The following is a 19720-nucleotide window of genomic DNA, read 5'->3' as shown; positions in this document are numbered from 1 at the left end:
GCGTTCGACGTGGGGCCTGCACGTCCTGACCAGACTCCCTCAGTGTTCGCTGTAGGTGTCACGGCGCAGATCGTCGGCTTCCGTGGTGACTTGATCGTCGGGGATGACGTGGAGACGAACACCAACTCCATGACCCCCGACATGCGGGAGAAGCTGGCAGACTCCGTCCGAGAGTTCGACGCCATCATCAAGCCGGGTGGACAGATATCTTCCTGGGTACCCCCAGACGGAAGCCTCGATCTACAACGTCCTTGAGAAGGAGCGCGGGTACGTCATCAAGATCTGGCCTGCACGTTACCCCAACGGCAAGCAGCGTCGATCATACGGCTCCAGGCTGGCCCGCTGGGTTAGCTGGATGTTGGAGAAGGACCCAAACTCTACCGGCACCTCAACCGAGCCTACGCGCTTCAGTGACGAGGATCTGAGGGCACGAGAAATGTCCTGGGGCAAGGCGGGCTTCGCCCTCCAGTTCATGCTTGATACGAGCCTTAGCGACGTCGAGCGGTACCCCTCCGACTTGGCGATATCATGTGCATGTCTCTGGATCGCAGGACCGGGCCAGACCTCGTCTCCTGGGGCTCTGGGGACCACCTGGCACTCAAGGACGTCCAGACGATCAGCTTCGATGGGGACCGCGTCCACAGGCCTGCCAGCGTTCTGACAGCTTCTCCAAGTGGGAGCAAATCGTTGCCTTCATCGACCCCTCAGGCAAGGGCAAGGATGAGACCACGCTTACGATTGTCGCCGTGCTGCACTCCACCGCGTACTGCCTCAAGCAGGCGGGCTGGCTGGACGGTCACGGGAGAAGACCCTGAAGGAGATCGCCAACCTCCTGGTCCAGTTCAACGTGATGACTTGTCGCGTCGAGGAGGACTTCGGCCAGGGCATGTTCGCCAGCTTCTCCAGCCCCACGTCAAGAAGGCCTGGGAGGAGACCCTGAAGCAGCAGCCCCGGCACCCCGAGGACAAGCGGAAGGCGACAGAGATCGTCACCGAGCGGGCCAAGAAGCAGCAGAAAGAACTCCGCATCATCCAGACCCTGGAGCCCGTCTTCGCGGCCCATCGTCTCGTGTGGTGGCCAAGGAGGTCTTCTGGAGGACTACGCCACTACCCAGTCCCGTGACGGAACCGAGCTTCGGGACCGCTACAGCCTCATGTACCAGATCACACGTCTGGCCCGTGAGAAGGACTGCCTCACGCACGACGACCGCGTGGAGGGCCTTGCTGTGGGCCGTGAGCATGGTCCTGGAACGGTTGGGCCTCATGCCCGCCGAGCAGGCTGAAAAGGCCGAGGAGGAACGCCGGGAGAAGGAACTGGCGAAGTTCTTCAAGGACGCCGATGAAGTCACCGGAGGCGGGGCCGGAAGACGTGCTCTCAGGCGTGGTCTTCGAGGTGGTGGTAGGCGCTAAAAACTTACAACCTGGAGAGGATTAATAGGCCTGTACTAGAGGAGCCCCCCTAGGTAGCTACTACAGGGGTAAGACCTACAGGAGTTGGGAGAGACCATGTCTCTTCCTCTCCACCCCCTTCAAGTTTGCCACTAAAGGCTTCTCTCTCAGTAGTGCTCAAAGTGACCTACTTCCTGTCTCCTCCTCCATGTCCTCCCTCATGTCTCCCCCTCTTGTATAGCGGGGTGGGATGGTAATCCTCCCTACTCAAGGTGCTCAATATGACCGACTTCCTGTTTCTCCTCCAGTATGACCCCAAGTTCCTCCCCGGTACTACCTCGTGGTAGCCCAGGAGAAGGTGCAGGGTGCAATGAACTCCCTCCAAGTCCACATGGCCCGCCTCAAAGGGTATGGTGCTCCACTTCCCGGATCGCTCCAGGGGTAGCTCACGCGAGCCATCCGATTTACGTGACAACGCTGCGACTTCCCCCCTCTGGGGGTACGGCTGGGTAACGTGATAACATTACATGGCGGTGGCGGCTTCCAAAGGCCACTAGGCGGGGGTGCGCGGGGTGTAACCCATTGAGTTTCCTACACTTTGGACTTGCTTATGGATCAAGTACGCCCGCCACAAGCCACCATTCAGGCCCTAGGGTTGCGCATCATGCATGGCTCGCGGGGTACACTATGCGACATTGTGGGAGGTCGTTCTACAGATCGAATCAGTGACTCTTTTCGGTGACTTTGAGCATTCACTCATGGGGACCATGGGGAAGGGGTGAGGCATGGCCACCATCCACCCTAGACCATGAGGGCGACACAAGGCGGTCACTCTGAGCACTAGTGATGGTCTAGCGCCCGCATGGCCTGCCCTCATGTCCTGACCTCATGGCGCACCCTATATAGAGGCGTACGGCCTGCCCTCATGTCGTGGCCTGATGGTCCACCGGGAGACGGCGACACTATGGCGTTACATATGGTCTAGCGTGGCCTAATGAGGCGTAAGGCAGGGCGTAAAGGGAGACATTAGGGTAGAGATGATGCAGAAAGAACGACATTAAAACAGATACTTAGCGTTTTTATTCGCTATCAGTGCATTTTTCTGTTTACACACTACGACAAAGCACATAGTGTGGTTTTCACAAGAGAGGCGGTGACGCACTCTTGGGGGTCTAGGCCCCACGGTAACTGGCATGGCCGCCAAGCATAGAGAGCCAAGCCCCAGAGTGTGAGGAGCGCTTTGTATAACCTAAGGATGGCCCACGCGGAACGCGGGAAGGGAGAGACGCCAAGGGTGAGAGAGGTCTAGGGGTAAGCATCCCCTACTGACGAGACAAGCAAGTCGAAACCTCAAAGGCGGTCACAATGCGCAAGCTACGCTTTGCATACTACGCAATTACATGCGGCATGGACACGGCGCGGACGCTACAGCGTCTTGACGACATTCTGGCACGGATGAAAGCAGCAAGGAGCTACTGACAATGCGCACCATCTATCTAGGCGACACACTCCGCCGCAACCCTGACCAAAAGCCGACCACGCGCATTCACCACAAGACAGTCCAGATGGAACGCGCACCACGCGGAAACGACATGCCAGTCTTTGACAGATGGTCCTCAGGTGGTCGCGAGGACTATGAGGCCCCGACATACAGGGACGACGATGACGTGGTCCTAGTGAGACGCGGACGCGGGGCATACAGCAGGGCTTGAAGGCACCACAAAGGGCAGGCTTGCCGGAGCATACCGGAGCGCCCCGTAATGCGACCGCCACGCGATCCCAAAAAATCGTCCTCGTCGCTTCGCGACTCGGAGGGTGCCCCAAAAGACCCTCCTCATCACTCAGCTAACCATGGAGCCAGCACTGTGACGAAGTTGATCAACGCCTACCGCAAGGTACCCACTCCGACCAATCGAGCACGACTCCAGAAGTACCTGGAGAAACACCCGATGGCAGTAGTCATGGCCACGAAGGAGGAAGCTGAGTTCCTCAAGACGAACGACTTCCGCTTCTGACAACACTACGCATCTACACACCATCCAACCAAGGAGCCATAACCATGAGCGATAACCTGAAGTACGTCCGACAACTCCTCAAAGACGCAACCGATGCAGGCTTCACGCTGGTCTGCACGTACGGACACGGCGAGGACCCCGACTATACCGGAACGGACACCAAGTTGGCTCTGGAGGCTCTGACGGCCTGCGATGAGATGTACCTCCTGATCAAGCGGGACGGTAACACGGTGTCGCGAGCCTTCATCATCCCAGACGTGGTGAGTGACCCTGAGGAAGTCATCGCGGACTACGCGGGTGGCTGGATGGACGCATGGTGCAACGCCAACGTGAGGGAAGCGGCGATATGACCTGCCTCGACATCACCACAGACCACAAGTGGCGTCCGTTCAAGTACGACTACGAGGTTCCCACCAAGGTCCTCGAAGACAAGTACGAACACCTGAAGACAGACGAGGGGTATGAGCCCGACGGCTACTTCAAGTACCGGAACAACTGGTACCACCTTTCGGACTTCGCAACGATGCCCGAGAGGGACGTCACCGAGAAATAGTCGCCCTTACAGCAGCAGGCATCGTCACGCAGATGCAGCTTCTTACTCAGGCGTCCTCATAGAGGTATCCAAAGATGGCGAGGAGTATCGGGTCGCAACGTACACAAACTGAGGTGACACTATGACAAGGTACACAGAGGAGGTCACGCGGGACGGCATCACGTACCGAGGTGTCCTGACCGAGCATCACCAGTACTGCGAGGAGAGCGTGACGGCAGATGGCGAGACCATCCACTGGGCTGACTTCCACGCGGTCCAACTCGGAGACGCTTCCCGGAGCGGCTACGTCAAGTCAATGACCAGCAGCATCGCATACAAGCACAGCAGGAGGACAGAGGCATGAGCAAGGAGCTGACTTTCGCCTACATGGAGATCCGCCCAGTCCATGAGGCTCACGGCCAGATCGTGAGCTACCCAACGTTCGAGGCGTACAAGGAGACAGGCAAGGAGGCCGACTACTGGACCATCTACGGGATTTCACCGGAGCATGAGGCGACCGCTATCGGCGACTTCAAGACCTTCAAGGATGCCGCGAAGATCATGTGGGCGATCTACGCACCACTCTGGAAGGCGCGAGATGCACACGCAGAGGGAGCGGAAGTCGAGGACGTGGTGTCCATCCTTGAGGATGCCATCAACCAGTGCAGCAACGAGGAGCGGATATGAGACGCTGGAAAGATCCACACAACAACTTCGGCGTTCTTTGGACAGCCGCAACCCGGAACTTCACCGTAGAGTGGCGCACGGAGCAGTCCTTCGAGAAGTACGATGGGGACGACGAGGACGGAAGCATACAGGCTGACTTGGACAGCGGCGAACTGGTCATGTTCGACAGCAGCATCAGGGTCCTGGATCACTACGGCAAGGAAATCGCAGCCGACTACCTGGGGGCCAGCGTCTACAAGAGCGGCGAGGTCCTGAAGTTCATCCACGATGGGTACTTCATGGACATGCTGAACATGGCCTGTTTAGGAGCGCGAGAGCACTACCAGAAGAGACCCGTACTACGCCCAGCAGCGTAAGACAACACTACGCATCTACACATCATCCCAACATCCAAGGAAGACACAATGAGCACTCACAACGAGGTTGCCCACGCTTGGGCCAATCAGACCGGACGCCATCGTAAGGGCTTTTCAATGTTCTACGAGGGCACCATCATCTATTCTTGGGGCCATCACTTCCAATTGCGCGGATTGTAGAGACTGAAGAAGGCCCAGTGGTCCTCATGACCACCGAAGGATACTCGGTGTCCACCGCCAAGCACATCACCTACACCCGCCGCGCAGTCCAGCACATGAAGGTCTTCGACGTTCCCGGAGTCCGAGACATCGACTGGGGACTTCACAACGCACGGAACTACGTCGAACGGATCGTGGATCGCCTGGAGAAAGCCAAGCGAGCCCGCAAGTACGGCGACATGCACCTCCGCGAGGCACAGGACCTTATCGCTCAGGCCCAGGAGTACATCCGCCTGTTCAAGGTGGAGGGCTTCGAGTCCTTCAACTGGGAACCTGATGCCATCGTCGAGGGTGTCCGCGAGGCAGCAGCCATCCGCGCCGAGGCGGAAAACCGCGCCAGGATCGAGCGTGAGGCAGAGAACAGGCGCATCCGCCGAGAGGAGGTCTGGCCTGAGGTCAAGAACTGGCTGCGCGGCCAGAAGCAGACCATCGCCACACGGTACTACACCACCCGCCCGCTTCCCCGGATCATCGAGGACCGCGTCGAGACGACCTGGGGTGCATCCGTCCCATTGGAGGTCGCCAAGTCGCTCTACTGGCTGGCCGTCAAGTGCCGCCGCGAGCATCGCGAGTTCGTCCCCACCAAGACGATCCAAGCGGGAGACTTCAGGCTCTCTTCCATCAAGCCCAATGGGGACTTGGTGGTCGGGTGCCACGACATACCGTTCTGGTTCATGCGGTACGCCGCCTGCCGGAACAACATTCCAGCAATCCAACCACAAGGAGTTCCAGCTTGAGACACCTCCTGGAAGACACAGCAGCGTTCCTAGGCCTGATGACACTCGTGGCCGTAAGCGCCCTCATCCTCGTCTCTTTGACGTAGACACTACGACATTCCACACTCACAGAAGGAGAACAGTCATGCAATCTACAGCACTCACAATCTACAAGCCACCGGGACTCCCAGCGCTGGTTAACGAAGCAATCTTCACGGCCACTGCACTGGGTCTTGTTGGCACAGGTCGCACTCCGCAAGACGCTCGACGTGACCTCATGGAGAAGATCAGGCAGTCGGGAGAGCAGTGATGGATAAGACCCCATTCACTCCCAAACCCAACTCCTTCTTGGCACGTCTAGGAGTCCACTTCGTGGTCCAGCCTGGAGACAAGCCGATGGTAATCGGGCGCATCTCTAGGGTTGCGAAGAACAGGTACCAGTGGGTGCGCTACGCCAAGCCAGTACCCACCACGACCACCATGAAGACAGAGCCCGCCATCGCGGAGAAACACCACGTTCCCCGTCTCAACACTGCCATCTGGGCAGTACGCCTCAGCCACACCAACGCGACAGCCGCAACCAGCTAACACTCAAGGAACACACCGTGAAATCCCTCCACCAGCGTCTCACCACCCTCGACCAGCAGGGCCGTCAATACCTCCTCGACTACATCACCATGAGGAATGGCTTCGTGTACCGGAACGCCCATGTTCTCAGCCACAATGAGGAGTCCATCTTCATCAACCAGGAGGGGAAGAACGAGACGTTCATAAACATGGAGGACATCTCCACGGCCCAGATCATCAACCTCTAACCTACCACCAACCAGCCATCGAACAGGAGAACCATCATGGCCACAGAGAAAGACGCAAAGAACACCGAGAACAAGGACACCAAGGCTCCCCAGCAGGAGGAGCAGAAGGCTCCCGCCGTATGGGGAAGCTTCAAGATCGAGACTGGCATCGTACCGGAACGCGCCGGAGGCATCTCGAAGTACGACTGGGCATCGTTCCCTGCGCCAACCAAGCCGGATGACCCGCAGACCTGGCCCTCGGTCTTCATCCCAGACATCGGCGGCAAGACCATCTACAATTCCATCAACAAGTATCGCGAAAAGGTCCAGAAGGACGGCGGTACGGCTCCAGAGTTTACCGTCTCGGTGTCCAAGGACCCCAAGGGTGTGCGGGTTATCCGCAAGTCATAACGCCTCCCAGAAAATGAGGTGTTAAATCTCGCATTATACTACGCCTTGACACACAGTGTGGATAGGAGTATTGAAGTGCAACAGTTTCGCTTGACCTCCAGTTGAGCATCCTTGGGGGTTGGTCATGTCCTTCAGGCCAGCCCCTTTCCTTTTCCTAGAAGGACCGGAGAAGAGAATATGAACCGCATTGCAATCCATAAGGCAAACCACGAAGGCGCATTCCACATCGACGGCCTCACGGGTCAGGTGGTGACGCCTGTTGACGAGCGTCCCGACTGGGCAGAGGGATTCGCCGTTGCACTCCTGGGCGAGCGTACCGGGTGGTATGAGCAGCGCCTTGGTCAGCAGCTTCCCGAGAGCATCCGCAAGCCGGAGATGATCGACGCATCGGACCTGGGCTGGATCGCCTTCGACCACGAGGGCTCCGAGGTGGAGATCGAGGCAGACGCCGACCACCGCATGGACGTACTCGCAGGCATCCTCAACATCGACCGCGAGGACTTCGATGGGGAGAAGACCATCGGCAACGTCCTGGCCGAAGCTGAAGCCATCCACTCGTACAGCACCCACCCGACCGATGAGGCGACACTTGCTGAAGTCGAGGGCAAGAGCTTCGAGGAGGTCGCCAAGGCCGCTCAAGGCTAACCAGACGAGAACGCGAAGGAGGGGGCCAGTCTTGGCCTCCTCACCATCCAATCATCCATCTATCCATCATACACAGAAGCGTAGAATATGACCATTCTCCCGGTGTGCCTCCCGTCTATCACCTCGCTCCAAGATGCCGTGACGTTCGGGCTGAAGGCCTTTGAACCCGTTGACCTCTATAACTTCCTAAAGGACTATGCGGAGGGTAGAGACATCACCACATGGCTTGTCGCCTGGGTAGAAGATGGGGCTTGCGCACACTACGAAATGGCAGTATGTGTGGAGTCGCGTACAGATGGAGATGACACTCATGGCCACAACTTCCGACAATCGGGACACCTTGCGAGCTTACCTGGAGGCAAACCGCCGAGTTCAAGCCGCGCAGACTGAGGACACCCAGTACATCCCGATAACAATCCTCAACTCCTTTCTCGGAGTTGCTCTCTGGGGCGGGCTCACTTCTAAGGACGAGCCTACCCCACTTGAGGTGATAGCCGAACGTCTTTGCATCACGCCTCAGACACTCTCGACCCACTTACGATATCTTGGAGACAAGTACCGTGACGGTAAAGAAGGTATGGGTCTCGTGGAGCTAGATACCTACGTGCTCAACCGCCGAATGAAAGTCGCCAAGCTCACACCGAAGGGCAGGGCACTAGCCGACCAACTCATGTACATCCTTAGGGGAGCGACCAATGACAATCCGCCCCAGGGGCAAGGTATTTGAAGTCACGATCAACCGGGCTTCAGCACTCCCAGGTTTCACCCGCATCCGTAAGAGCGCCAAGACATTGGCCGAAGCGGAAGCTCTCGAAGTAGAGATCGAGACGGCCATCACCACCTACGGCAAGTGGCCTGTCTCTCCTACCGACAAACCCCTCCAGGTCCAGGCCGAAAGAGGACTCTACGCCGCCACCGCAGAGACCATCACGCGAAGCTTAGTGCGTCGTTCGGGAACTCTCCGTGAGGCCATGCAGATCGCCCTCGACACCCACTGGTACGGCACCCGGTACCACGCGTCAGTCCAGTACGTGGTTCCCCTAGTAGTGCAGTTCATGGAGGAGCGCGGGAAGCCGGACATTGACGCCATACTGTCTGAAGACATCGATGCCCTAGTGGTCCACCTAAGAGCTAAGAACCTAGCCCCCTCGTCCATCAACAAGTACCTGGGATCTCTCAGGGTTGTGAACGACGTTGCCCTCAAGCGCATCCCTCCACTCGCAACCGTGAAGCTCCCCATACCGCACGTCTCGGGGAAGCGGATAGAGAAGTGGTGGCTCAGGCCCGATGATCACCGAAAGGTCGTAACTTCCCTCCGAGATCCACTCGATGGTGACCTCATCACGGACCCGATGTTCGCTGACATAATCGACATCATCGTCTACCAGGGTCTCCGCGTCGAGGAGGTCCTCAGGATGGATGCCCGCATGTTTACCGGACTGGACACCAAGTCACCCTGGTTCAACCCAGCGGGTACCAAGACGTCTGACGCACAGAACGCCATCCCGGTCTACCCAGAGAGCATGGAGCCGATCCAGAGGTCCATCCAGAGGCAGAAGGACAACAGGTGGGGACGAATGTTCCCGATCACCCCACGGCAAGCAGGCGACAGATGGAACCACGTCAGGGAGTATCTGGGGGTAACCCACATCCCAACGGCGACCATGAAGTCTCTCCGCCGTACGTTCGCTTGGTATGCCAACTCTCGGGGTATGCCGACCGCGACCCTACAGAAAGTTCTTCGCCACAAGGGCATCGCCACAACGGCAGGGTACCTGGAGCTAGTAGGGGCAGGGGAGCTTGAGCAAAGCCGCCAGTACTTCACCGCACCGCAGCCACAGCAGGAGGCTCCACGAGGGAGCAACGTTGGGGAGATAATCAAGGCCTACGCTATGACTCCAGGGATCACCCCGGAGGAGGTCGCACGGTTCGCAAAGGAGTTGATGACTTGAAAGACAAGTACATAGACGAGAAGTTCGGGTACTGGTTCGTGTTCGGGGAGGGTCCAAACGGTGTGGACATCACGAGTAGCGACCAACAGATGGACACAGGCCCAGTGCCGAAGAGTGTCGCAGAGATCCTCATCCGAGAGCACAACAGGGTGCAGGCTCAACTGAGGGCGCTGGCCCAAGCCTTTGACCGTGCGTCACCGTCTGCATTCTCCGCATTCTGGTACGGCCAACCAACCGCGACTACCAAAGAGGCAATGGACGAGTCGCCCGCACTTTGTGAGCTTGCGTGGACAATCTACTGCGAGGAAACAGCGGGCGACATGCACGTAGTAGACTCTTGGGAGGCTCTACCCGTTCAGGTGAAGGAAAGGTACTTCAAGGAGGCCATGACGGCTCCGTATGGTGCCCCGCGCCGGAATCGAACCAGCACTCCGTGAGGAACCGCATTTTGAGTGCGGCGCGTCTACCAATTCCGCCAGCGGGGCATTATAGTGTCTCCATTAAGCGGAGACATTGGACGTGTCAACAGTATCACGACATGGAGTTTGGCTGGCAATTGGCTTGGCCATCTGTACCTACTTCCTGGGGCAGCAGGCAGGACAAAGTAAGGGCGAGGATAGGATGTCATCCGCTATCAACGGTGCATTCTCTCAGTGCCAGACCCAGGGTAGTTGGCTGTTGTGTCCGTCCCACATCCGCGCTATAGCCGCCACCGAGTGAAATGCCACAAACGCCACAGTGGCAGAACCTAACCCTTTGTAAACATTGAGTGTGCCACCGTCCAACACAGGACTCAAAATCGAGTTCCGAAAGGAGTGCTGGTTCGATTCCGGCATGGGGCACCAACATTCTCTTGAGAGAGCACGATCATGGCAGACGAGATCAAGGCAGCGGGCAAAATCAAGGCAGCAGGCAAGAAAATTCGTCTGGGACAGGCTGTGCGTCAGGTCACCGTCGATGCCGGGCTTTTGCCGAAGGCGGCGGGCGCTGCCGGTAGCAGTGCCAGTGCCAAGCCTGCAGAGGGCACGGCCCGGATCAATGTCGTGTCGCCGGTCACGCCCTCGGTGCTGGCCATGCGCAAGTCTATGAAGCTGCAGACAGCGAAGGCCCAGGTCGCCAAGGTTACCGCTGCGATCGATGCCGGCAGTGTACCGGCGGACGAAGCCAAGGCGCTGGTGCTGGCCCATCTGGCCAAGATCGCCGGAACGTCGACCGCTGCCGAAAAACTGTATCGCAGCCAGCATCTGGACGCCTTCGGCGGCCGCACACCGGCCCAGCTTGTGCGTGCCGGTGAGCTCAGAGCGCTGCTCGTGCACCTGAGCGCCGCCATGCCTGCGGCCAAGGCTTAACCGCAGGTCCTCGCCTTTCCGGCTCCTGATCGCGCTCCGGTGCGGTGGCTTGGCGGCGGCTGGCTGCCATTCGTCTCCAGGGGTCAATGTCTGCTTCGCATCTGCGCTGCAACCGCTTGGCGATTGTGCAAGTGCGAGATGGATGTTAGCAATTCTGCGATGAACATCTGGAAAAAACGGCATGTTGCTAGAGCCTAGCGCCTCCTTCGAGGCGTTGCAGCGCGATTTTCGCTGGGAGATTCCGGCTGATTTCAACATTGGCCGGGCCGTCTGCGACGACTGGGCCCTGCGGGATCCCGATCGGATCTGCCTCGAACATTTCAGTCCCGACGGCCGGCATCTCTGCCTGACCTACGGCGCGCTTGCGGCGCAATCGTCGGCCTTTGCCCATGCGCTGGTGTCACTCGGTGTCAAACCGGGCGACCGGGTGGCGCTGCTTCTGCCGCAGTGTTTCGAGACGGTGATCGCGCATCTGGCGATCTACAAGATGGGTGCGATTGCCCTGCCTCTGGCGCTTCTGTTCGGCGAAGAGGCGCTGGAATACCGGCTGAGCAATGCCGGCGCCACGGTCGTGGTGACAAACGCATTCGGGCTGTCGCGGCTGGCGCCGATCCGCGCCCGGCTGGATGGCCTGCGGCATGTCGTGTCGATCGATCTGGCGGATGCGCCGGTGCAGTCATTCGCGACCCTGGTCGGGCAGCATCCGGACAGTTTCGACATCGTCGCCAGTGGCCGGGACGATCCCGCACTGATGATCTATACCTCGGGCACGACAGGGGCGCCGAAGGGCGCGCTGCATGGCCATCGCGTGCTGGCCGGGCATATGCCGGGTTTTCAGCTGGCGCATGATTTTCCGCCACAGCCCGGTGACAAGATGTGGACGCCGTCGGACTGGGCCTGGGCGGGTGGCCTCTTGAATGCGCTGCTGCCCTCGCTGCTGCTCGGCATGCCGGTGGTTTCGTCACCGGCGCAGAAATTCGATCCGCATATGGCCTTCCGGATCATGGCGGAGATGAAGGTGCGCAACGCCTTCATTCCGCCGACGGCGCTCCGGCTGCTGGCGGCGGTCGAGAAGCCGCGTGAACAGTTCGACCTGGTTCTGCGCAGCATCGGTTCGGCCGGTGAATCGCTCGGGCGCGAGACCTATGAATGGGTGAAGACGGCGCTCGGCATCGTGCCGAACGAGTTTTACGGCCAGACCGAGTGCAATTTCGTGCTGTCGTCGGCTGCCCGTCTCGGCGTCTCGAAGGCAGGCTTCATCGGCAAGAGCGTGCCCGGCCACCGGGTGGCGATCATCGACGAGGCAGGTCATGAACTGCCGGCCGGCGAGACCGGGCAAGTGGCGATCGCCAGACCCGACCCGGTGATGTTTCTCGGTTACTGGCAGAACCCGGAGGGGACCGCTGCCAAGTTCGTCGGCGACTGGATGAAGACAGGCGATCTCGGCCGGCAGGACGAAGACGGTTATGTGCAGTTCTTCGGCCGTGACGACGACGTGATCACGTCCTCGGGCTACCGGATCGGGCCGGCGGAAATCGAGGATTGCCTGATCAGCCATCCGGCCGTGCGGCTGGCGGCGGTGATCGGCAAGCCGGATGCGCTGAGGACCGAGATCGTCAAGGCTTTCGTCGTGCTGCAGGCCGGTTTTTCCGGCAGCGAGGCGCTGGCGGCAGAGGTGCGCGACTGGGTGAAGCATCGGCTGTCGATGCATGAATATCCGCGCGAAGTGGCTTTTGTCGCGGAACTGCCGCTGACCACCAGCGGCAAGGTCATCCGGCGCTTGCTGCGCGACCAGGAGGTTGCAAAGGCGTCCGGTTGAGGCCCATGCCTGGCCGTGATCAGTTGCCGAAGCGGCGACTGAGGATCTTGTCGCGCAACAGGCGGGCGATGTTGCGGGTGTTGCGATACATGTGCAGCTGGGCGCCGACCTGGCGCACATCGCGGTCGGCATTCTGCCTGAGGCCGATCACCAGCGTTCCCATTGATTCACGTTCCTGCCAGAAGCGGCTCATGATCGGATGATCCGGCACGGCGCAGCTGTCGGTGCGCTCGATATTGGCGTCGTCGAGATGCCATTCGGTCAGGTCGGCCATCAACAGCTTGCCGGGCGAGAAACGCGCATAGGTCTCGTCATAGGCGGTCTTCCAGGTATAGGCCTCGCCGGCCATGATGAAGACGACCATGGACGCGACCGCACTGCCGTTGAGGTCGAGCGTGTGGATACGCACCTGGTCTGCCTCGGCCAGATTGGTAATGGCCTCGCGGGCAAAGGCCGCACGCAGGCGGTCGGTGATCATGGCGGAGCGCTTGCGGCCCTTCCAGCCGCTGGCCTCGAGCGCTAGAAATTCCTCCATGCGCAGGCGAATTTCCTCGGGCTGTCGGGCGACGTTGTAGCTGACCGGTCCGAGCTCGCTGAGCAGGCGGAACTGGCGGCGCATCTCGCGCAGATGGTTTTTGGAAAGGCTGTTCTGCAGGTAGCTCTGGCCATCCTCGATGCTGTGCAGCATCGGACGCTGATAGGGGCTGGTGATGGTCAGCGGCAGTTCGCGGCTCAGTGCTACAGCCTTGGCCAGATGGGCAAAGCGGCCGTTCAGCCGAAGGTCCGGAAGAACCAGGACGCCGGGCAATCGGGCCTCGGGGCGGCTGATCGCCTCGAGCAGATTGTCGATGGTCTCGGCCGCACCCTCGGCATCGACCAGCGGCGTGCCGAGCGGGCCGAAGGGATTGGCCCAGACGCGGATGATCGACGGGCCGACGGAGAAGCCGGGCTTTTCGACGGAAAAGGGAAACAGCATGCGCAGGCGCGAGCGGCGCTCGTCCTCATCGCGGATCACCGCGAGGCGCACCTGGCGTTCCTCGAGCCGCGGCATGGCCGGGGCGAGGAAACGCGGCGCGAAGAAGACATTGGCCTCCATGACGCGGTAGGTCAGGTGGTCGAGCTCGTCCTGCAGGTCGTAGCCCATCTGGCCGGGATAGATGCTGAGATGGCGGCCCGGGCGGCCGACGGCAATCTCGGTATCCGCGCCGATGCGCATTTCGGTGCGATTGGCCAGGCTGCCGATCAGGCGATTGGCGTCGCTGTTCATGCTCTCGTTGTAAATGGGCTTTTCCGGCATGGTCAGACAGGCCCTTTCGTCTTGTTCATCAGCGACAGCGGGTCGGCGAAGGCAAACACCACGATGCCCAGGGCATAACGCACGGTGATGTGCAAAAGCACGGCTTCGACCATGGTGGCAACCGCCGTCGCGGTGGCAGCGCCGGCCAGGCCGTAGATCGGTATCAGGGTCACGTTCAATCCGATATTCGTCGACAGTGCTGCGACATACAGCAGGACGCAGAGTTTTTGCCGGCCGGCCATGGTCAGCAGCATTTCGGCGGGGCCGACCAGCGCCTTGGCCATGTTGCCGACAAACAGGATCACCATCAGATGGTAGCCGGCGGTGAAGGCCGCGCCGAACAGCGAGAGCAGGAAATTGCCGAGGAGGAGCACAAGGCCGCCCACGGCAAGCGATGGCCAGAAACTCCAGCGGGCCGCGGTGCCGGCAAAGCTTGCCAGCGACGCCTTGTCGCCGGCCGCCATCATTGCGGAAAACTGTGGCGTGGCGCCGGCCTTGACGGCAAAATAGACGAATTGCACCAGCGCCATGGTCTTGGCAGCGGCGAAATAGATGCCGACCTGATCCGGCGGCAGATAAAGACCGACGACGACGACATCGGAATTGGTCAGCAGGAAGCCGAAGCCCTCGATCAGGAAGATCGGCAGGGCAACCCTGAACCAGGCGAGGAAATCGATCTTGCGGGCGCCCTTGTCGAAGCGCTGGACCATGCGGTGGTCGATGGTGAGGAACTGGCCGATCGTCGTGACATAGGTGGCGGCCAAAGCTGCCTGCATGGCGCTGGTGGCCGTCGGCGGCGCGCCCAAGGCAACGGCGGCGAGCATGAAGACGAGGATCAGCGTTGGGCGGATGATATAGGTCGGGCTCATCGCCGTGACCGGCCAGCTGTTGGCGCGGGCCGTGCCGTCGAGCACGTCGCCAAGCGCAATCATCGGCAGGGCGAAGAAGGCGAGGAACAGCGGCACCATGTAGTAGTGGTCGATCACCGCGCCGAAGACATGCAGCCCGGCAAGACCCACCAGCGCGATCAGGCTGGCGCAGCTCATGGCGAAGACGCGGGCGGTCATGGTCAGGCCGCGGATTTCGTCATGGGCGTTGGCCACCCGGTAGTGCGGCAGAAAGCGGATGATCGCGGTGTGGAAGCCGAGGCAGGAAAGATTGCCGAACAGAACCACGAGCACCCAGACGAAGACGAAGATGCCGTATTCGAACTCGCCCATCAGGCGGGCCTGGATGATCTGCGAGGCAAAGGCGATGCCGGCGCTGGCGACACGGATGGCGAAGGCGATCAGGGCCATGCGCTGGGCGCGGCCGGTGTCGTCGTTACGAGTGAGGATGCCGCAGAGTTTGCGGACGAGCGGATGCAGGCCCGAAGGCAGCCATTTTTCCGCTGTCTGGAGAACCGCCATCACTGATACGCACAACTCGTTGCAGGGCTTTCGATGCGGCTGAAGATCGCAGCGGGGAGCCTGAATGATTGGTCTGACGGGAAAAACAGCGAGACGGATCAGGCCGCAGGCCGTCAGACGCGACGTCCGCAGACTGGCAGAACACGGTTAAGAAACGGTTCAAGGAATGGGTGGGGACTGTAAACAAAAGAGGCGGCCCGAAAGCCGCCTCGTTAAAACTTTCCATCCTGCGTCCGGCTGATTGCCAGGGCAGTCTGCTCGCCGATCAGGCGCTTTCGAAGGCGCCGTGGCAATGCTTGTACTTCTTGCCGGAACCGCAGGGGCAGGCTTCGTTGCGGCCGATCCGGCCCCAGGTCGAAGGCTGATCCGGGTCGCGGTTTTCCGGTGCGACGAAACCGGCTGTGCTTTCGTCGGAACCTTCGCCGAAGTCATCCTCGCCGGTGGTCGCGTCGATGTGATGACCTTCCATGACCGGCGTGGTCGGTACCGGCGGGGCATCACGAACCAGCTCGACGCGCGACATCTGCATGGTGGCTGCATCGCGCAGGTTGGCGAGCAAGGCCTGGAAAAGTTCGAAGGCTTCGGCTTTGTATTCCTGCAGCGGATCGCGCTGGGCATAACCGCGGAAGCCGACGACCGAGCGCAGGTGGTCGAGGTTGACGATGTGCTCGCGCCACAGGTTGTCGATCGTCTGCAAGATGACCGAACGCTCGACATAGGCCATCAGCTCGCCGCCGAAACGCTCTGCCTTGTCGGCGGCGGCCTTGTCGGCGGCCTCGGTGATGCGGGTCAGGATATCGTCTTCGGCGATGCCTTCCTCGGCTGCCCATTCCTCGATCGGCAGATCGAGATTGAGGGTCATGGCGACTTTCTGCTTCAGGCCCTGGACATCCCACTGCTCAACATAGGCGTGTTCGGGAATGTGGATCGCCACCATGGTCTCGATGACTTCGTGGCGCATGTCGGCGATTGTCGATGATACGTCGGCGGCATCCATCAGCTCGAGGCGCTGCTCGAAGATGACCTTGCGCTGATCGTTGAGCACGTCGTCATACTTGAGCAGGTTCTTGCGGATGTCGAAGTTGCGGGCTTCGACCTTCTTCTGGGCGCGCTCGAGCGCCTTGTTGATCCATGGATGCACGATCGCTTCGCCGTCTTTCAGGCCGAGCTTGGTCAGCATGCTATCCATGCGGTCCGAGCCGAAGATGCGCATCAGGTCGTCCTGGAGCGACAGGTAGAACTTGGAACGGCCCGGGTCGCCCTGACGGCCGGAGCGGCCACGCAGCTGGTTGTCGATACGCCGGCTTTCGTGGCGCTCGGTGGCGATGACGTAAAGGCCGCCGGCTTCCAGCGCCTTCTGCTTGAGGGCAGCGATTTCCGCTTTGATGGTCTCGGTCTTGGCATCGCGCTCCGGACCCGGTTCCATGTCGGCCAGTTCATGCTCAAGACGCATGTCGAGATTACCGCCGAGCTGGATGTCGGTACCGCGACCGGCCATGTTGGTGGCGATGGTGACCGCACCCGGCACCCCGGCCTGCGAGACGATATAGGCTTCCTGCTCGTGGTAACGGGCGTTCAGGACCTTGAAGTCCTTGAAGCCGCTGTCGCTCAGCATGGTCGCGAGCAGTTCGGACTTCTCGATCGAGGTGGTGCCGACCAGGACGGGCTGGTTGCGCTCGCTGGCGGCCTTGATTTCGGTGATGATCGCCTTGAATTTTTCCTCGAAGGTCCGGTAGACCTCGTCGTCTTCGTCGATGCGCTGGATCGGCAGGTTGGTCGGGACCTCGATGACTTCGAGACCGTAGATATTGCTGAATTCCTCGGCTTCGGTCGAGGCGGTGCCCGTCATGCCGGCCAGCTTGCCGTACATGCGGAAGTAGTTCTGGAAGGTGATCGAGGCGAGCGTCTGGTTTTCCGGCTGGATCTTGACCTTTTCCTTGGCTTCGAGCGCCTGATGCTGGCCTTCGGAATAGCGACGGCCCGGCATCATGCGGCCGGTGAATTCGTCGATGATGACGATTTCGTCGCCGCGGACGATGTAGTCCTTGTCGCGGCTGAACAGCTTGTGGGCCTTCAGCGCGTTGTTGATGTGGTGAACGATGGCGACATTCTCGACGTCGTAGAGCGATTCACCCTTGAGCAGGCCGGCTTCACGCAGGAGGTTCTCGAGCTTCTCCGTGCCGACTTCGGAGAAATTGGCAGAGCGCTGCTTTTCGTCGATTTCGTAGTCTTCGGCGCTGAGCAGCGGGATGTAGGCGTCGATGGTGTTGTAGAGATCGGAGCGGTCATCGAGCGGGCCCGAAATGATCAGCGGCGTGCGGGCTTCATCGACGAGAATGGAGTCAACTTCGTCGACGATCGCATAATTGTGGCCGCGCTGGACCATCTGGCCGCGCTCGTATTTCATGTTGTCGCGCAGATAGTCGAAGCCGAGTTCGTTGTTGGTGGCGTAGGTGATGTCGCAGGCATAGGCCGCGCGGCGTTCGTCGTCGGTGATGCCGTGCACGATGACGCCGGTCGACAGGCCGAGGAAGCCGTAAAGCTTGGCCATGGTCTGGCTGTCGCGCTTGGCGAGGTAATCGTTGACGGTGACGACATGCACGCCCTTGCCGGCGAGCGCGTTGAGGTAGACGGCGAGCGTTGCCACCAGCGTCTTGCCTTCACCGGTCTTCATTTCGGCGATGGAATTGTCGTTGAGGATCATCGCCCCGACAAGCTGTACGTCGAATGGTCGCATGCCAAGCGCGCGGCGGGAACCTTCCCGGGCGACGGCGAAGGCCGGGACGAGAATGTCGTCGAGCGTCTTGCCGGATGCCAGCATCTGGCGGAACTCATCGGTCTTGCCGGCCAGTTCACTGTCGGAAAGTGCCTTCATGCTCTCTTCAAGCGCGGCGATCTGGGCAATGCGCGGCTGATAGGAACGGACACGTCGCTCGTTGGACGAGCCGAAAATTTTGCGCGCAATTCCACCAAGACTGACCATATCGATGGTCCTTTCTGACCTTCGTCATATCGTTAACACGCCCAAGTGCTGTGCTTTTGCTCAGTCAAATAGGCGCCGTGCCTCCAGAAACTACTCTGGACGCGAGGTTGCGTGACAGATAAGAGGGGGGTCGAATGATGTCAACGGCGCAGGCAGTTGCCAAAGGCCTGCGAATTACGGGCATCGGACAATTTTTTGCCCGATTCGAGCGGTCTTCAAACGGTTCACCATCCGAAAGGTCTTTCATGCTTCGCGTTAATAAGTTTCTGCTTGCCGCCTGTGTCTCCCTCGTTGCCCTCCACGGCCCGGTATTTGCCGAGGACGCCGTGGTCGCCAAGGTCGGCACGCTCGAGATCACCCAGTCCGAACTGGATCTGGCCATTGCCAACCTTGATCCGCAGCTGTCCCAGCTGCCGGACGAACAGAAGAAGGTTGCCGCTCTCTCCGGCGCGATCGACGTCAAGCTTCTGGCCGGCAATGCCGAAGCCGCCGGTCTCAAGACCGATCCGGAATATGTCCGTCGCATGCAGTTCATCGCCGACCGCGAGCTGCACAACATCTATTTCAAGAAGAACGTCGTCGACGCCGTGACCGAAGACGAAGTCAAGGCGCGCTACGAGAAGGAAATCGCAGCGCTGCCGAAGCAGGACGAGATCCGCGCCCGTCACATCCTGGTGAAGACCGAGGAAGAAGCCAAGGCGATCATCGCCGATCTCGATGCCGGCAAGGATTTCATCGAACTGGCCAAGGAAAAGTCGACCGACCCGAACAAGTCGGAAGGCGGCGACCTCGGCTATTTCGTCAAGGGCCGCATGGTTCCTGAATTCGAAGAAGCCGCGTTCGGCATGGAAAAGGGCAGCTATTCCAAGACCCCGGTTAAGACGCAGTTCGGCTTCCACGTGATCAAGCTGGAAGACAAGCGCGAAGCTGCGCCGCCGAAATACGAGGAAGTGGCTCAGCAGGTTCGCCAGCTGGTGATGCGCGACAAGTATCTTGAAGTGATCGAGAAGGCCAAGGCCGACCAGAAGATCGAGATCGTCGACGAGACCCTGCGCAAGGGTTATGAAGACGCGAACAAGCAGCAGGCCCAGCCGCAGCCGTAACGCATCGTTTGTTTCCCAGACAAAGGCCCGCAGATTGCGGGCCTT

21 protein-coding genes and 1 tRNA gene are annotated in these 19720 nt (G+C 60.0%); 18 read left to right on the top strand and 4 right to left on the bottom strand.

Translation table 11 applies throughout. The features are described 5' to 3' along the window. From LQ231_RS19950 to LQ231_RS19885, 15 genes are all read left to right on the top strand, one after another. Nucleotides 1-255, top strand: a 255-nt coding sequence (locus LQ231_RS19950) for a hypothetical protein (RefSeq protein ID WP_230173186.1), incomplete at its 5' end; no start/stop codon positions are given. Nucleotides 256-3253: 2998 nt separating this feature from the next. Then, a complete protein-coding gene (locus tag LQ231_RS19945; RefSeq protein WP_230173185.1) occupies nucleotides 3254-3403 on the top strand; it encodes a hypothetical protein in 150 nt (49 codons plus the stop codon). A 44-nt stretch (nucleotides 3404-3447) separates the two neighbouring features. Next, entirely contained in the window at nucleotides 3448-3753 is a 306-nt protein-coding gene (locus LQ231_RS19940; RefSeq protein ID WP_230173183.1) for a hypothetical protein, read from the top strand. Continuing rightward, nucleotides 3750-3956 carry a hypothetical protein gene (locus tag LQ231_RS19935; RefSeq protein ID WP_230173182.1) on the top strand — a complete coding sequence of 69 codons (207 nt, stop codon included), beginning with the start codon at nucleotides 3750-3752 and terminating at the stop codon, nucleotides 3954-3956. The genes LQ231_RS19940 and LQ231_RS19935 overlap by 4 nt, the downstream gene beginning before the upstream one ends. 121 nt (nucleotides 3957-4077) lie before the next feature. Beyond that, nucleotides 4078-4299, top strand: coding sequence for a hypothetical protein (locus LQ231_RS19930; protein ID WP_230173181.1), 222 nt, complete (start codon nucleotides 4078-4080; stop codon nucleotides 4297-4299). After that, nucleotides 4296-4622 carry a hypothetical protein gene (locus LQ231_RS19925; RefSeq protein ID WP_230173180.1) on the top strand — a complete coding sequence of 109 codons (327 nt, stop codon included), beginning with the start codon at nucleotides 4296-4298 and terminating at the stop codon, nucleotides 4620-4622. The genes LQ231_RS19930 and LQ231_RS19925 overlap by 4 nt, the downstream gene beginning before the upstream one ends. Then, nucleotides 4619-4978 carry a hypothetical protein gene (locus tag LQ231_RS19920; RefSeq protein WP_230173179.1) on the top strand — a complete coding sequence of 120 codons (360 nt, stop codon included), beginning with the start codon at nucleotides 4619-4621 and terminating at the stop codon, nucleotides 4976-4978. The genes LQ231_RS19925 and LQ231_RS19920 overlap by 4 nt, the downstream gene beginning before the upstream one ends. A gap of 48 nt (nucleotides 4979-5026) precedes the next feature. Next, complete coding sequence (locus LQ231_RS27230) at nucleotides 5027-5158, top strand: hypothetical protein (RefSeq protein ID WP_290371371.1); 132 nt, start codon at nucleotides 5027-5029, stop codon at nucleotides 5156-5158. A 47-nt stretch (nucleotides 5159-5205) separates the two neighbouring features. After that, a complete protein-coding gene (locus tag LQ231_RS19915) occupies nucleotides 5206-5934 on the top strand; it encodes a hypothetical protein (protein ID WP_230173178.1) in 729 nt (242 codons plus the stop codon). Nucleotides 5935-6518: 584 nt separating this feature from the next. Beyond that, complete coding sequence (locus LQ231_RS19910; protein ID WP_230173177.1) at nucleotides 6519-6728, top strand: hypothetical protein; 210 nt, start codon at nucleotides 6519-6521, stop codon at nucleotides 6726-6728. A 36-nt stretch (nucleotides 6729-6764) separates the two neighbouring features. Then, nucleotides 6765-7118, top strand: coding sequence for a hypothetical protein (locus LQ231_RS19905; RefSeq protein ID WP_230173176.1), 354 nt, complete (start codon nucleotides 6765-6767; stop codon nucleotides 7116-7118). A gap of 177 nt (nucleotides 7119-7295) precedes the next feature. Beyond that, on the top strand, nucleotides 7296-7763 hold the full coding sequence (locus LQ231_RS19900) for a hypothetical protein (protein WP_230173175.1): 468 nt from the start codon (nucleotides 7296-7298) through the stop codon (nucleotides 7761-7763). 310 nt (nucleotides 7764-8073) lie between these two features. Further along, nucleotides 8074-8490, top strand: a complete 417-nt coding sequence (locus LQ231_RS19895; RefSeq protein WP_230173174.1) for a hypothetical protein — start codon at nucleotides 8074-8076, stop codon at nucleotides 8488-8490. Beyond that, complete coding sequence (locus LQ231_RS19890) at nucleotides 8459-9715, top strand: site-specific integrase (protein ID WP_230173173.1); 1257 nt, start codon at nucleotides 8459-8461, stop codon at nucleotides 9713-9715. Before LQ231_RS19895 ends, LQ231_RS19890 begins: the two co-directional genes overlap by 32 nt. Beyond that, nucleotides 9712-10152 (top strand): hypothetical protein, encoded by a 441-nt coding sequence (locus tag LQ231_RS19885; RefSeq protein ID WP_230173171.1) that lies wholly within the window; start codon nucleotides 9712-9714, stop codon nucleotides 10150-10152. The genes LQ231_RS19890 and LQ231_RS19885 overlap by 4 nt, the downstream gene beginning before the upstream one ends. On the opposite strand, the gene LQ231_RS19880 is transcribed toward LQ231_RS19885, so the two are convergent. Beyond that, nucleotides 10116-10200: transfer RNA gene (locus tag LQ231_RS19880), tRNA-Leu, on the bottom strand. The genes LQ231_RS19885 and LQ231_RS19880 overlap by 37 nt on opposite strands. A 384-nt stretch (nucleotides 10201-10584) precedes the next feature. Between LQ231_RS19880 and LQ231_RS19875 the strand changes: the two genes are divergently transcribed. Together LQ231_RS19875 and LQ231_RS19870 are read left to right on the top strand one after the other, a co-directional pair. Then, nucleotides 10585-11064 carry a hypothetical protein gene (locus LQ231_RS19875; protein ID WP_230173169.1) on the top strand — a complete coding sequence of 160 codons (480 nt, stop codon included), beginning with the start codon at nucleotides 10585-10587 and terminating at the stop codon, nucleotides 11062-11064. A gap of 181 nt (nucleotides 11065-11245) precedes the next feature. Then, nucleotides 11246-12883 carry an AMP-binding protein gene (locus LQ231_RS19870; protein WP_230173167.1) on the top strand — a complete coding sequence of 546 codons (1638 nt, stop codon included), beginning with the start codon at nucleotides 11246-11248 and terminating at the stop codon, nucleotides 12881-12883. A 19-nt stretch (nucleotides 12884-12902) separates the two neighbouring features. Here LQ231_RS19870 and LQ231_RS19865 read toward each other — a convergent pair whose 3' ends face one another. The 3 genes from LQ231_RS19865 to secA form a co-directional block, all read right to left on the bottom strand. Next, on the bottom strand, nucleotides 12903-14150 hold the full coding sequence (locus LQ231_RS19865; protein ID WP_230173165.1) for a GNAT family N-acetyltransferase: 1248 nt from the start codon (nucleotides 14148-14150) through the stop codon (nucleotides 12903-12905). Nucleotides 14151-14182: 32 nt separating this feature from the next. Then, on the bottom strand, nucleotides 14183-15589 hold the full coding sequence (locus LQ231_RS19860) for a lipopolysaccharide biosynthesis protein (protein ID WP_230173163.1): 1407 nt from the start codon (nucleotides 15587-15589) through the stop codon (nucleotides 14183-14185). Nucleotides 15590-15854: 265 nt separating this feature from the next. Continuing rightward, complete coding sequence (secA, locus tag LQ231_RS19855) at nucleotides 15855-18572, bottom strand: preprotein translocase subunit SecA (protein ID WP_230173161.1); 2718 nt, start codon at nucleotides 18570-18572, stop codon at nucleotides 15855-15857. A 245-nt stretch (nucleotides 18573-18817) separates the two neighbouring features. Here secA and LQ231_RS19850 point away from each other — a divergent pair, with 245 nt between their 5' ends. Beyond that, nucleotides 18818-19675, top strand: coding sequence for a peptidylprolyl isomerase (locus LQ231_RS19850; protein ID WP_113142918.1), 858 nt, complete (start codon nucleotides 18818-18820; stop codon nucleotides 19673-19675). Nucleotides 19676-19720 lie beyond the last annotated feature (45 nt).

Source organism: Rhizobium sp. CECT 9324, from assembly GCF_918741265.1.
GTDB lineage: Bacteria > Pseudomonadota > Alphaproteobacteria > Rhizobiales > Rhizobiaceae > Allorhizobium.
The sequence above is the reverse complement of the archived record's forward strand: the minus strand, read 5'-3'. Positions and strand labels throughout refer to the sequence as shown.